General features: G+C 74.0%; 8 protein-coding genes. 4 read left to right on the forward strand and 4 right to left on the reverse strand.

All coding sequences use genetic code 11. The features are described from left to right. Positions 1 to 1166, forward strand: a 1166-nt coding sequence (locus ACFVX6_RS38705) for an ABC transporter ATP-binding protein (protein ID WP_389699282.1), incomplete at its 5' end; no start/stop codon positions are given. 30 nt (positions 1167 to 1196) lie between these two features. On the opposite strand, the gene ACFVX6_RS38710 is transcribed toward ACFVX6_RS38705, so the two are convergent. From ACFVX6_RS38710 to ACFVX6_RS38720, 3 genes are all read right to left on the reverse strand, one after another. Next, positions 1197 to 3587: an ATP-binding cassette domain-containing protein gene (locus tag ACFVX6_RS38710; protein WP_389699283.1), complete on the reverse strand. Its 2391-nt coding sequence runs from the start codon at positions 3585 to 3587 to the stop codon at positions 1197 to 1199. Between the two features lie 132 nt (positions 3588 to 3719). Continuing rightward, positions 3720 to 4136, reverse strand: coding sequence for a VOC family protein (locus ACFVX6_RS38715; RefSeq protein WP_389699284.1), 417 nt, complete (start codon positions 4134 to 4136; stop codon positions 3720 to 3722). A gap of 130 nt (positions 4137 to 4266) precedes the next feature. Next, positions 4267 to 7317 (reverse strand): phosphodiester glycosidase family protein, encoded by a 3051-nt coding sequence (locus ACFVX6_RS38720; protein WP_389699285.1) that lies wholly within the window; start codon positions 7315 to 7317, stop codon positions 4267 to 4269. A gap of 243 nt (positions 7318 to 7560) precedes the next feature. On the opposite strand from ACFVX6_RS38720, the gene ACFVX6_RS38725 reads away from it, so the two are divergent. Beyond that, on the forward strand, positions 7561 to 8292 hold the full coding sequence (locus tag ACFVX6_RS38725; RefSeq protein WP_389699286.1) for a DUF4328 domain-containing protein: 732 nt from the start codon (positions 7561 to 7563) through the stop codon (positions 8290 to 8292). 68 nt (positions 8293 to 8360) lie between these two features. On the opposite strand, the gene ACFVX6_RS38730 is transcribed toward ACFVX6_RS38725, so the two are convergent. Beyond that, complete coding sequence (locus ACFVX6_RS38730) at positions 8361 to 10691, reverse strand: SpoIIE family protein phosphatase (protein ID WP_389699287.1); 2331 nt, start codon at positions 10689 to 10691, stop codon at positions 8361 to 8363. Between the two features lie 985 nt (positions 10692 to 11676). Between ACFVX6_RS38730 and ACFVX6_RS38735 the strand changes: the two genes are divergently transcribed. Both ACFVX6_RS38735 and ACFVX6_RS38740 read left to right on the forward strand, forming a co-directional pair. Continuing rightward, positions 11677 to 12783, forward strand: a complete 1107-nt coding sequence (locus tag ACFVX6_RS38735) for an SPFH domain-containing protein (protein WP_389699288.1) — start codon at positions 11677 to 11679, stop codon at positions 12781 to 12783. 29 nt (positions 12784 to 12812) lie between these two features. Further along, entirely contained in the window at positions 12813 to 13736 is a 924-nt protein-coding gene (locus ACFVX6_RS38740) for a C40 family peptidase (RefSeq protein ID WP_389699289.1), read from the forward strand. The last annotated feature ends 259 nt before the right edge of the window (positions 13737 to 13995 follow it).

The raw sequence follows: 13995 nt of genomic DNA on the forward strand, positions 1-13995 counted from the left end.
GCGCCGAGGAGGCCGTCGGCCCGGATCCCGTGGGCCCCGTACCGCCCGGGGCTCCGCTCTCCCCCGCCTCCCCGGCGTCCTCGCCCGCGGAGGCGGCGCAGTCGTCGGCCGGGTCTCCGGCCGACGGCGGGCACTGGCCGCTGCACGCCACCGTCACCGGTTTCAACGAGCTCACCCTCGACGCCGAACCCGGCACCACCATCGCCGTCGTCGGCGAGAACGGCGCCGGCAAGACCACCCTGCTGCGCGCCCTGCTCGGTCTGACCCCCCGCGCCCACGCCGAGCTCCGGCTCGGCGACGCCGATGTGACCGGACTGCCCCCGCACCGGCGCCAGGTCGCCTGGGTCCCCCAGGACGGGGCGCTGTTCCCGCACCTGAGCGCGCTCGCCAACACCTCGTACGGGCTGCGCGCCCGTCGGGTGCCCCGGGCCGAGGCCCGGGCCGAGGCGCAGGCCTGGCTGGACCGGCTCGGGGTCGGGCACCTCGCCCACCGCAAGCCCGCCCAGCTCTCCGGCGGGCAGGCCCAGCGGGTGGCGCTGGCCCGCGCGCTGGCCGCCCGGCCCCGGCTGCTGCTGCTCGACGAGCCGCTCGCCGCCCTGGACCAGACGACCCGCGCCCATGTCCGGCACACCCTGCGCACCCATCTGGCCGGCTTCGGCGGGGTCTGCCTCATCGTCACGCACGACCCCGTCGAGGCGGTGTCCCTGGCCGACCGGGTCCTCGTACTCTCCGACGGGCGGACCCTGCAGGACGCTCCGCCCTCCGAGGTGACCCGGCACCCGCGCTCCCCGTGGGTGGCCCGGATGCTGGGGCGCAACGCCTGGCCCGGCACGGCCTCGGCCGACGGGCTGGACCTCGCCGCCGGGGGCCGCCTGGTGGTGGCCGAGGCGCTGCCCGAGGGTGCGGAGGCGCTCGCCATCATCGGCCCCGAGGCGGTGTCCGTGCACCGGGACCGGCCGAGCGGCAGCCCTCGTAACGTATGGCCCGGAACCGTACGGGAGATCACCTCGGTCGGCAGCCGCCTGCGCGTGCTCGTCGGCTCGGACCAGGCACCCGACCTCGTCGCGGAGATCACCCCCGAGGCCGCCGCCGAACTGGGACTCGTCGACGGCGCCGCGGTGTGGACCAGCGTGAAGGCGACCGAGGTCACCCTCGTACGGCTCTAGGCCGCCTCTTTCGGAGTGTGACGACAGGCCCTAGGCGCCCACGTAGGTGGCCAGGTGCTCGCCGGTGAGGGTGGTGCGGCCTTCGACCAGGGCGGTGGGGGTGCCCTCGAAGACGATCCGGCCGCCGTCGTGGCCGGCGCCGGGGCCGAGGTCGATGATCCAGTCGGCGTGTGCCATGACCGCCTGGTGGTGTTCGACCACGATCACCGACTTGCCCGAGTCGACGAGGCGGTCGAGGAGGCCGAGGAGCTGCTCGACGTCGGCGAGATGCAGGCCTGCGGTCGGCTCGTCGAGTACGTAGACCCCGCCCTTCTCCGCCATGTGCGTGGCCAGCTTGAGGCGCTGCCGCTCGCCGCCGGAGAGGGTGGTCAGCGGCTGGCCGAGGCTGAGGTAGCCGAGGCCCACATCCGCCAGCCGCTCCAGGATCTTGTGCGCGGCCGGGGTGCGTGCCTCGCCGGCGCCGAAGAACTCGGCGGCTTCGGTGACCGGCATCGCGAGGACCTCGCTGATGTCGCGGCCGCCGAGGTGGTGTTCCAGGACCGAGTCGTGGAAGCGCTTGCCCTCGCACTCCTCGCAGATGGTGGAGACGCCGGCCATCATCGCCAGGTCGGTGTAGACGACCCCCGCGCCGTTGCAGCCGGGGCAGGCGCCCTCGGAGTTCGCGCTGAACAGGGCCGGCTTGACGCCGTTGGCCTTGGCGAAGGCCTTGCGGATCGGGTCGAGCAGGCCGGTGTACGTCGCCGGGTTGCTCCGCCGGGAACCCCGGATCGCACCCTGGTCCACGGAGATCACGCCCTCGCTCGTGGGGATCGAGCCGTGGACGAGCGAGCTCTTGCCGGAGCCGGCGACGCCGGTGACCACGACGAGCACCCCGAGCGGTACGTCCACGTCGACGCCCCGCAGGTTGTGCGTCTTCGCGCCGCGGATCTCCAGCTTTCCGTTGGGCTCGCGCACCGTCTCCTTGAGGCTCGCGCGGTCGCCGAAGTGCCGGCCCGTGATGGTGTCGCCCGCCCGCAGCCCCTCGACGGTGCCCTCGAAGCAGATGGTGCCGCCGCCCTGGCCCGCGCCGGGGCCGAGGTCGACGACGTGGTCGGCGATCGCGATCGTCTCCGGCTTGTGCTCCACGACGAGCACCGTGTTGCCCTTGTCGCGCAGCCGCAGCAGGAGGCTGTTCATCTGCTGGATGTCGTGGGGGTGCAGGCCGACGGTGGGCTCGTCGAAGACGTAGGTGACGTCGGTGAGCGAGGAGCCGAGGTGGCGGATCATCTTGACGCGCTGGGCCTCGCCGCCCGACAGCGTGCCCGAGGGCCGGTCCAGGGAGAGGTAGCCCAGCCCGATCTCCACGAACGAGTCGAGGGTCTGGCGCAGCGTGGCGAGGAGCGGGGCCACCGAGGGCTCGTCGAGGTCCCGGACCCATTTCGCCAGGTCGCTGATCTGCATGGCGCAGGCGTCGGCGATGCTGATCTTCTTGATCTTCGAGGACCGGGCCCCCGCGCTGAGTCTGGTGCCCTCGCAGTCGGGACAGACGCTGAAGGTCACCGCGCGCTTCACGAACGCCCGGATGTGCGGCTGCAGCGCCTCCACGTCCTTCGACAGCATCGACTTCTGGAGCTTCGGGATGATGCCCTCGTAGGTGAGGTTGATCCCCTCGACCTTGATCTTGGTCGGCTCCTTGTGGAGCAGGTCGCTCAGCTCGCGCTTGGTGTACTTGCGGATCGGCTTGTCCATGTCGAAGAAGCCGGAGCCGCTGAAGATGCGGCCGTACCAGCCCTCCATCGTGTAGCCGGGGATGGTGAGGGCGCCCTCACTGAGCGACTTGGTGTCGTCGTACAGCGCGGTGAGGTCGATGTCGTTGACCGAGCCCCGGCCCTCGCAGCGCGGGCACATGCCGCCGGTGATGCTGAAGCTGCGCCGCTCCTTCACGGTCTCCCCGCCGCGTTCCATGGTGACCGCCCCGGACCCGCTGATCGAGGCCACGTTGAAGGAGAACGCCTTGGGCGAGCCGATGTGCGGCTTTCCGAGCCTGCTGAAGAGGATGCGCAGCATCGCGTTCGCGTCGGTGGCGGTGCCCACCGTCGAGCGGGGATCGGCGCCCATCCGCTGCTGGTCGACGGTGATCACCGTGGTCAGCCCGTCGAGCACGTCCACCTCGGGCCGCGCCAGGGTGGGCATGAAGCCCTGGACGAAGGCGCTGTAGGTCTCGTTGATCAGCCGCTGCGATTCGGCGGCGATGGTGTCGAACACCAGGGAGCTCTTGCCCGAGCCGGACACGCCGGTGAAGACCGTGAGCCGGCGCTTGGGGATCTCGACGCTGACGTCCTTGAGGTTGTTCACCCGCGCGCCGTGTACGCGGATCAGGTCGTGGACGTCGGCGGCGTGCGGCTCGGGTGACTGCGCGCCCGTCCTCGTGACCTTGCTCATCGTGTCTCCATACTGTTGGGCTGACGCCGCCGTGTCGGGCCGGCGCCGCCTTCGCGGTCGCGGCAACGCTCCCCTGTCTACCCGATCGGCGGTGTCATTCGGGGCGGCGCCAGGTAAGAGGGGCGGTGGATCTCAGCGCTTGCGCGGCTGGTGGAACCGGAGCATGTTGCCGGCCGGGTCGCGGAAGGCGCAGTCCCGGACGCCGTACGGCTGGTCGATCGGCTCCTGGAGCACCTCACCGCCGGCGGCCCGGATGCGTTCGAAGGTGGCGTCGCAGTCGTCGGTGCTGAAGATGACACCGCGCAGCAGGCCCTTGGCCAGCAGTTCCGTCATGGCCTCCCGGTCGGCGGACGAGGCGTTCGGGTTGGCGACGGGCGGTTCGAGGACGATGTCCACATCGGGCTGCGCGGGCGACCCGAGGGTCACCCAGCGCATCCCCTCGAAGCCGACGTCGTTGCGGACCTCCAGTCCGAGGACGTCCCGGTAGAAGGGGACCGCCGTGTCGTGGTCGTCGACGGCGATGAAGCACTGCGAAAGGTTGATGTCCATGGGTTTCACGCTACGGGCGGGTGGGCGGCCGGGGCTTCTCCGTTCCTGACCGGTTCACCGGGTCACCGGTTCACCGGCCGGCGGGTCACCGGCCGGCGGGTCACCGGCCGGCGGGTCACCGGCCGGCGGGTCACCGGCCGGCGGCCGGCAGTACGGAGAGCCAGTCGCCCGCGGCGAAGGCGTCGGCGCCGATCACGGTGCGGCCGGTGCGCGGAGCAGCCACGGTGAACACGCCCTCGGTACGACCGGCCGCGAAGCGGGGCGCACCGACGGTGAGGACCACGGCCCGTTTGCCGGTGGCCCGGCGGAACTCCGCCAGGAGGCGCAGGCGCAGGGCGGCCTCCTTGCGGTCGACGGCCTGCGGCGCGTACGGCTCTACGACGGCCAGCGCACCCGTGCCCGGCTCCCGGGCGGCCGTCGCGAGGGCCGCGCGCAGGGCCGTGATCCGCTCCAGCCCGCCGCCGGCGAGGGTGGGGCGCGTGGAGCCGAGCGGCAGGAACCGTACTCCCCGGTGCACGAAGGCCGGGCGGCCGGTGCCGGTCAGCGCGAAGTCGACGGCCGCGGTCCGGGCGGAGGCCGCGGCCGGCCGGGCACCGGCGGGGGCGACCGCGAACCGCCAGGGCCGGGAGTCCACCCGGGCCGCCGTGGCCACGATCGGATCAGGGGCGTCGGTCGTACGGACCACACCGGTCGGCGGCGTCCGCGCCGCCAGGGTGTCGAGCAGCAGCCGCGGGGCGGCGGGCTTGGCCGAAGCCTTGGCGGGGGCTCCGGCGGGGGGCTTGGCGCCGGCTGCGGCGGGGGTCGTGGCGCGGGTGGCCGCGGGGGCCTTCGGGGCGGCTCCGGCACGGGTCTTGGCGTGGGTGGCCGCGGGGGCCTTGGGGGCGGCTCCGGCACCGGCCTTGGCGCGGGTGGCCGCGGGGCCGGTGGCCGCGAGCCGGGTCACGGTGAACGGGCGCTCCGCCATCGCCGGGAGCGGCAGGTCGATCTCCCGCCAGCCGGTCCAGTCCACGGCGGGCCCGCGCAGGGTGACGGCGGCCCCCTCGCCGTCGGCGAGTTCCACTGCGGGCCGGGCCCCGGAACCGTCGCCGTGCACCCAGAGGGAGAGCGAGCGGGCCAGTTCGGGGACCCGGAGGGGACGGGGCGGGGTCGCGGCGGCGGTCCCGCCGCTGGCGGGCGGTGCGAGGGCGAGCCCCCGGCCGGGACGGCCCTCCCCGGGCGCGGCGCCGGAACCGGTCCAGCGGGCGGCATCCTCCAGATCCGCGAGGGGCACGTCCGACAGGCCCACCCCGAGGGCCAGCCGGGCCGGGGCCATGGAGGCACTGGGAGCACCGGGGGCACCGGAGGTTCGCGTGGCTGTCGAGGTGGCCGTCTCGGCTGATGCGCCGGATGCGCCGGATGCGCGGGATACGTCGGATGCGCGGGATGCGACTGATCCGCCCAAGGCACCTGACACGGCCGGGATCCCGCGCACCGTGGCGCGCAACTCACCCGTGGCGTTCGCGACTCGGGCGGTCACCGTGAATCCGCCGCGCCCGTCGTCGGCCACCTTCCACCGGGAACGGTCGAAGTCGAGCTCCACGTCCCGGGGTTCGACCACGGCGGCGGCGCCCTGCGCGTCGTACCCGGTCAGGACGAAGCGCGCGGTCTCCCCTTCCTCCGCGAGCCCGATCCGCTCCGGCACGGCCCGGACCCTGGTCAACTCCCCGAGCACGTCGAGGCGGAGCGCCCCGCTCGCCGCTCCGAGGCCTGCCCGCACCTCCACCGAGCCGGGGCCCGACGCGCGCAGGACCCCGCTGGAATCGATCCGGCCCCGGCCCTCCGGGAGGGACCACCCCGGAGCCGCCGCCTGCGCGGGCACCGGGCCGAGGTGGGCGTCGTAGGGGGTGGCCCTGAGGGTCCGGGTCAGGCCGGGGAAGGCGCGTGCCGCGCCGCCGACGGGCTCGATCCGGTAGCCGGTGGCGCGGCCGGTGCCGGCCGGGACGGTCAGGACCAGACCGTTGGGGACCGGGCGGCGGCGGCCGTCGGACGGGGAGTTCTCCACGGTCAGGGCCGACTCCCCGGTCAGCGCCGCGAGCAGGGTCGAGGAACCGCCGCCGTCCAGGTTGAGGGCCTCGTGGGCGCCCAGACGGTGCATCAGTCGGCCGAGCGCCGTCAGGGTCAGGCCTCCGCTGTCGCGCTGGCGGCCGTCCACGGTGACCAGGCGGGCCCGGTGGCCGTCGCGGGAGAAGCCGACGGCGGTGCGCGGCGCGGCCGCGTTGTTCGGCTCGCCGTCGTGGTTCTGCGGGACCCCGGCCACCACGAGCTCCTCCCGGCCGCCGACCGCGCTCGCCGGGCGCGGCCCGCCCCCGACCGCCACCGGCCTGGCCGCCACGGCGACCGCGTCCCCGGGGCGCAGGGCGGCGAGTTCCGGCGCCGCCGTGCCCGCGGCGACCAGCAGGGTGGTTCCGGGTGCGGGACGCTCCCGGCGCGCCGGCCGGCGTACCGCCGCACGCACGGCCGCGACCCGGCCGTCGCGCAGCTCCACCGCCGGTCCGGACGCGGGGAGTCCGTCCGCCGGCCAGTCGGCGGTGTAGGCGGCGAAGCCCTCGGCGGGCGGCCGCGCGGTGTTGAAACCGGCGAGCGGGCGGACCGCGCCACCGGGCAGGGTGACGCTCCCGTCGAGGGCCAGGCGGAGCACCCGGCCCGGCCCGTCGGCGCGGAATCCGACGGCCTGTCCGGCGCCGGGCGAGGCAGCGTGCAGCAGCCGTCCGGCGCCGATGCCGGGGCCGAGCGGGGCGCCCGTACCCCGGATGTCGAAGAAGTCGCCGTTCACGGCGGCGACCACGCGGCGGCCCGGCCCGGCGGGGTGGCGGGCGGCGGAGTCGGAGACGGTGGCGAGCCCCCGGCCGCCGAGGTACTCCACGCGCACACCGGAGCCCGCACCCGTACCCGTACCCGCCAACTGCACGTCGAGTTCGTCGATGCGCAGCCACCGGTCGGCTTCGAGCCGGTCGTACGACTCCAGCCGCACCCCGGGGGCGATCTGCCGGGCGGTACGGGCCGTCTCGATCCCCTCGCCCTTGCCGCTCCCGGAGGCGTGGGCCGACGGGGGCGCCGGGGCCACGAGCAGCACGGTGAGCAGGGCCGGCAGCATGACGGGCAACAGCGGGCGCAGGGGACGTAGGGGACGTAGGGGGGACATCCAGGCAGGATCGGCCAGCCCCGTGCATATGAGTACATGAACACAGCGCGAATCCTGTGACTATCAGCCATTCGCCCGCACCCGCCCCGGGAAGCCGGCCGGGCGATCCAAGTCATCCAAAGGTGCGGTCTGAAATCTTGGGCCGGCCACATCTTCGACCGTGACCACATTTCGACCGTGACCACATGGCGGCGGGCCGGCGGGCTTTCGCCGCACGTCACCTTTTCCCGGGGGTACGACTTCATGTCTTTCAGCGCGACCGGCTCACCGCAGCCCGTCGACGAGCCGTTGCCGGAGTTCGCCCCGGAGCCCCTCGCTCTGCTGCGCCCGCCCGGGGGGCTCGCGACGGCCACGACCGTCCTGCTCGCACTCTCCGGCCTGTACGCCCTGCTCCTGACCGGAACCGGCCTGTACCTCGGCTCGGCACTGCGGAACGGGAGCTACCCGGATGCGGGAACGGAGGACGGCGGCACCCTGGCGGACACCTTGATGGCCCTGGCGGGCCTCTTGGAGATTCCGCTGCTGATCGTCACCGCGGCCCTGTTCGTCACCTGGTTCCACCGCGTCCACCACAACGCCCTGGTCCTCGGCCGGGACGCCGTCACCCGGTCCGCCGCCTGGGCCATCGGCGGCTGGTTCGTGCCCTTCGCCTTCCTCCGCATCCCGTACAAGATGGCCAAGGAGATCTGGGCCGCCAGCCTGCTGCGCGGGCCGGACGCAGCCCACCGGCCCCTCTCTACGGCCCCCATCACCACGTGGTGGCTGGTGTGGATCACCGCGCTGTTCGCCAACCGCGTCTTCGGCACCCTCTACGACCGCGCCGACGACGCGGCCGGGCTCGCGACGGCGGCCACCGCCGCCGCCGTGTACGGGGTGGTACTGCTCGCGGCCTCCGTCCTCGCGATCCGCTTCGTGCACAGGCTGACGGCGATGCAGATCGCCAAGGGGGCGCAGGGCCCGTACGCGGCCGAGTAGCCCGCGAAACCCACCCGCCCTCTTTCCGGCTCCCGCTCAGCGCCACCCGCCCCGGCGGGCCCGCGTGCCTACACGGCGCCGGGCTCCCGGGTCGGAGGCGCGGGATCCGGTACTACGGGATCCGGGAGGGCGAGATCAGGTAGGCCGGGATCCGGGAGGACGGGATCCGGGAGCAGCCGATCCACGAGGACGGGATCCGCGAGAGCAGAATCCGGAAGGGTGGAATCCACGGAGTCCAGGGAGTCCGCGGAATCCGCAAGGCCCGCAAGGTTCGCAAGGACCGGAGACTGGACGGCGAACTCGCACCACACGCACTTCCCCCCGCCCCGCGGCTCCACGCCCCAGGCGTCCGCGAGCCGGTCCACCAGCATCAGGCCGCGTCCCGACACCGCCCAGTCGTCGGCCTCCCGGCGCCGGGGCAGCGCGCTGCTGGTGTCCTCCACCTCGATCCGGATCCGGCCCTCAGGGGTCAGCCGCATGCTGACCCCGCCGACACCGTCCGTGTGGACCAGCGCGTTGGTCATCAGCTCGTCCGCCGCCAGCTCGATCTCGTCGGCCTGGTCCCACGCACCCCACGCCGCGGCGGCGGCCCGGATCAGGTGGCGGGCCATCGCCGGAGCGTCCGGGTCCCCGGGGGTGAGGCGGTGGCGCAGCGGGCCCCCGCCGCGCGGGAGCGGGGTGCCGCGCCGGCGCAGCAGGAGCAGGGCCATGTCGTCCCCGCCGCCCGAGTCCCCGACCAGGTCGCACAGCACGTCGGCGAGTTCCTCCACGTCGGCCGGCCCGTCCCGGACCGCCTCCATGAGCTCGCGCACACCCGTGTCGGGGTCGCCGCCGGGCCGTTCGGTCAGCCCGTCCGTGCACAGCAGCAAGGTGTCCCCGGGGTGCAGTTCGAGGCTGGTGACGGGATATCCCGTACCGGCGGCGCCGGAAACACCCGAGTCACCGGAAGCACCCGGGTCGCCGCGGGAGGCACCCGCACCGGGCGCCCCCGCCTCGCCCGTCGGCAGGCCCAGCGGCAGCCCGCCCGCCACCTGCACCCGGTGGCAACTGCCGTCGCCGCGCCGCACCACGGGGTCGAGGTGCCCGGCACGCACCAGCTGGGCCATGCCGCTGGTGAGGTCGATGTCGGCGTACGTGCACGTGGCGAAGCGGTCCGTCTCCAGGTCCCGCAGGAAGGCCGAGGCCCGTGCCATGGCCGCGCCGGGCGTGTGGCCCTCGGCGATGTACGCGCGCAGCGCGATGCGCAGCTGGCCCATGACGGCGGCGGCGTCCGTGTCGTGGCCCTCCACGTCGCCGATCATCACGCCGACCCGGCCCTCGCCGAGCGGGACCACGTCGTACCAGTCGCCGCCGATGTCCCGCCCCATCCGGGCGGCCCGGTACCGCACGGCGATCAGCGCACCCGCCACCTCCGGGATCCGGCGCGGCAGCATGGCCTTCTGGAGGCCCTCGGCGAGGTCGTGCTCCTGCTCGAAGAGGATGGCCCGCTGGAGGCTCTGCGCGATGCCGCTGCCTAGGGCCATCAGCACGTTGCGCTCCTCGGCGTCGAAGTCGCCCTCCCTTGTGTAGAGCAGTCCGAGCGCGCCGACGGGCCGGCCCTGGGCGATCAGCGGCAGGTAGACCCCGCTGCGGACGGCCAGCGGCTCGATGTACGGCCAGAGGTCCGGGTAGCGGCGCTGGAACTCCTCGCGGGAGCCCAGGTACACCGGCAGCAGGGTCCGTACCGCCTCGCTCATCGGCAGGGGCGCGTCGATCCGCGTGTATTCGGTCTCCGGTACGTACGCCCCGAGCTGCCCCTCCGCGACCAGGTGGATCCGGCCGCCGTCGACCACGCCGAGCATGACGCTGACCGCGCCGAGGTGGCCGAGGGCCTCGGGGTCCTTGAGGACGTCGGTGACGTCGTTGACGGTGCGGGCGTGCGCCAGGATCGCCGTGGTCCGCTCGATGACCCCGGTCATGCGGCGCCGGCCCTCGTCGCGCTCACCGGCCGCGCCGGGCTCGCCGGGGTCGTGGACGGCGTCGCGGAGGATCCCGATGATCCGGTACGGACGCCCGTGCGGGTCCCGCAGGATGCGGCCCTGGACATGGGTCCAGCCCGGGGTTCCCTCCCGGTCGCGGCTGCGCACGTAGGCCCCGTAGTGACTGTGGCCGGCCTTCAGCGCCTGTGCGACCCGCGCGTCGAGCCGGGCCTCTTCGCCGGGCGCCAGGCGGGCCCGCAGTCCGGTGGGGGTACCCGTGAACTCCTCGGGGCGCAGGTCGAGGACCTCGAGGGCGGTGGTGTCCAGGAACATCTGCCCGCTGTCGAGGTCCCAGTCGAAGGTGCCCATGTGGTTGAGCGCGAGGCTCGTGTCCGTCCGGGCAGGCCACTCGACCTGGGGGGTCACTCCCCTTTCGGCCACATCTTCAGGGTCTCACCCTTCGCCGGTCCGTGCCGGTCCGTGCCGGTCTGTCGGGGTCCGCGGGGGTCTGCGGCGGCCCCTGCGGGAGCTTGTCGGGACGGTACGCGGAGGCCGGGTGCAGGTTCGCGGTACGCGGAGGCCGGGTGCGGGTTCGCGGTACGCGGAGGCCGGGTGCGGCGTGTCGAACGGGCCCCGCTCCTCCTGTGCGCTAGCGGCGCCCCTGAACGCCGGATAGCGAGCCGAAAAAGGCCCAAAGTCCCGGCCTGTCGTGACTTTAGCCGAATAGGCGACTTGTACGATTTCGCGAAGATCGATACGTTCATGATCATCTTTGCTGGCGTCAGGAAACCCCCGGCACGGGGTCGTTGACGCCCACGGCTGTGTGGGGTGTGGCTTGTCGCAAGCGCCGAAGACGACCGGAGAACCGGCCGGAATACCGAGGGGAGGGGTGGAAGGAGGGGCGGCGGAAGGGACGGAGCAAGGGTCCCGAACCCCCGGACACATATCCACCCCGCGCACCGGCTCCGACCTCTTCACCGCCGGCACACCCGATGACGCGGCCTCCGCCCGCATGCCTGCCTCCGCCCACATACCTAGCTCCGGCCTTGGACCGGCCTCCGGCCATGGTTCAGCCTCCGGCGCCGGCTTGGCCTCCGACCCCAGCTCGGGCTTCGGCTTGAACTCCGGCGCCGGCTCGGGCCCCGGCTCGGGCTCGGGCTCGGGCTCGGACGCCAGCTCAGGTCCGGCCTCCAGCTCAGGCTCGGCCCCCGGCCCCGGCTCGGGCTCCGGCTTCGACTTCGACTCGACCTCAGGCCCCGTCTCAGCCTCGGCCTCGGGCTCCAGCTCGGGCTCGGGCGCCAGCTCAGGCCCGGCCTCCAGCTCAGGCTCGGCCCTCGGCCCCGGCTCGGTCGACCGCTCCGGCCCCAGCTCCAGCTCCGGCTCGGTCTCCGCCCCCGGCGCCCGTACCGGGCGCGGGAGTCTGGCCGTGCGTCCGTACCGGGATCCGCTCGTCCTCGGCCCCCTCTTCCGTGACGAGGGACCGGTCGGCTCCCGCACCGCGACCTCCGTGGGCCCCAGCGGCCCGGGCGGACCCCGCCGGCCCGGCCGCCCCGCACCGGCGGACCCGGACACCCTTCGGCAGGCCCCCGCCCGCGCGGCGATACCCCGGCCCGCCCCTCCGGCCACAGCGGCCCCGGCCCTGCCCGCCGTGCTCGACCCCGAGCTCACCGAACACCCCGCGCGGGCCTGTTCCGGCTGGTGGGCCCTGCTCACCGCCGCGCTCGCCACGGGCGGCGCCGCCGTCCTCGCGCGGTTCGAGGAGCTCCGCCCCTCCACCTCCCCCGCCGAGGCCTGGCCCCTGGCCGTCGTCGCGTGCTGCGCACTCCTCGCGCTCGCCGCGCTCTGCGGACTGCGGCGCGGCCGCGCCGGCCAGGCCTGGTCACTGACCCTGTTCGGCCGCTACCGCGGCACGATCCGGCGCACCGGCCTCATCTGGTCCAACCCGCTGCCCCGCCACACCCGCGTCGACGTCCGGCTGCGCCACTGGCGCAGCGAGCCGCTCTGCGTCGTCGACTCCGAGGGCACCGCTCTGCGGTCCGTCGTCCTCGTCGTATGGCGGGTCAGGGACACCGCCCGCGCGCTGCTGGCGGTCGACGACCACACCGCGTACCTGCGCGGACAGGTGGAGTCCGCGACCGCCCGGGTGCTCTCCCGGATGCCCGCCGACTCCTTCGGCCCGGAAGCGGACGGACCGGAAACCCTGCGCGACACCGAGGCCGTCGGCGACGAGCTGACCCGGCTGCTCGCCGCCGAGTGCAAGGCCGTCGGCGTCGAAGTCTTCTCCGCCCGGCCGCTGCACGTCGAGTACGCCCCCGAGGTCGCCGCCGCGATGCAGCGCCGCCGGGTCGCCTCGATCGACGCGCGGCACCGGGACTCCGTCCTCACCTCCGTGCTCGACGCCGTCGACGACACCGTTCACCGGATGTCGGACCGCGGGCTCGTGAGCCTGGACGACTACGAACGCAAGGCCCTGGTCAAGGACTTGACCGTGGCCTTCTACACGGCGCGCGGCCCTGCCGCCGACGCGCGTTGACAACACCCCCGATGGAAAAGGAATCATGCATGCGCACGCCCGACTTCACCGAGGAAATACCCGACAGCTGTGACTGCACCGGCTGCGCGCGCGGCACGACGGCCATGACGGCCGCCGCGGCCCACCGCCGTCGCTGCACCCTGCGCGGCGCCGTGGTCGCGGCCGTCGGCGCCACGCTGCTGATGGGCACCGGAGTGGGCGCCGCCTCCGCCGAGCCGGCCCCTGCGCACGCCGGTTGGGACGGTTCGAAGTACTGGTACAAGGACGCGACCGGCTGGTGGCGCTGGACCCAGCACTACAGCAAGTACGCGGCGAACAGCGGCGGTTCCTCCACCGCAGCCCCCTCTTCCTCCTCTTCTTCCTCGCCCTCCTCCGTACGCACCTCCGAGCCGACCTTCCGCGGCCGCGCGGGCTGGGACGCGACGGACCGCGTGTACTGGTACAAGGACGCCACCGGCTGGTGGCGCTGGACCCAGCACAAGGACAAGTACGAGCGCTTCGCCGGCGGCTCCGGCTCCGGCTCCTCCTCGGGCTCGTCCGGTTCTTCGGGCTCGTCGGGCTCGTCGGGCTCCTCCGGAACGCCCATCCGCCAGGGCACGGAGGGCGCCATCTCCTTCGCCAACAGCCACCTCGGCGACCCGTACGTCTGGGGCGGCAACGGCCCCCGCGGCTGGGACTGCTCGGGCCTGGTCCAGGCCGCGTACCGCTCCGCGGGCATCACCCTCCCCCGCGTGGCCTCCGACCAGTACCGGGCCACCACCCCGATCTCCCGCTCCGAGCTGCGCCGCGGAGACCTGGTGTTCTGGACCTCGAACGGCAGCTCCTCGGGCATCCACCACGTCGCCATCTACCTCGGCGACGGCAAGTACATCGAGGCCCCCCGCCCGGGCAAGCAGGTCCGCGTCTCCAGCTTCAGCGCGTACAACCCGAACATGTACGGCCGCGTCCGCTAGCAGCCGCGTCCGTAGGCCCGGGGTGTGGTGTCCTGGACACCACACTCGCAGGGGCTGTCGTGGCAGTCGATGCGTGCAGCACTGACAGGACAGGCTGTCGGACGGCACGCGCAATGTACCGGCGCCCGGACGGCCGGCTGGTCGAGGTCCCCATCGACCAGCCGGGCGCCGGGCGACTCCCCCCAGCAGAACCACCCCAAGCTGTCGCATATAAACAACAGACGCAGCCGACCAAAGTCAAACAGAAGAACTCCGAGGT

Origin of the sequence: Streptomyces sp. NPDC058289, from assembly GCF_042880975.1 — a bacterium.
In the GTDB taxonomy this organism is placed as follows: Bacteria; Actinomycetota; Actinomycetes; order Streptomycetales; family Streptomycetaceae; genus Streptomyces; species Streptomyces stoeckheimensis.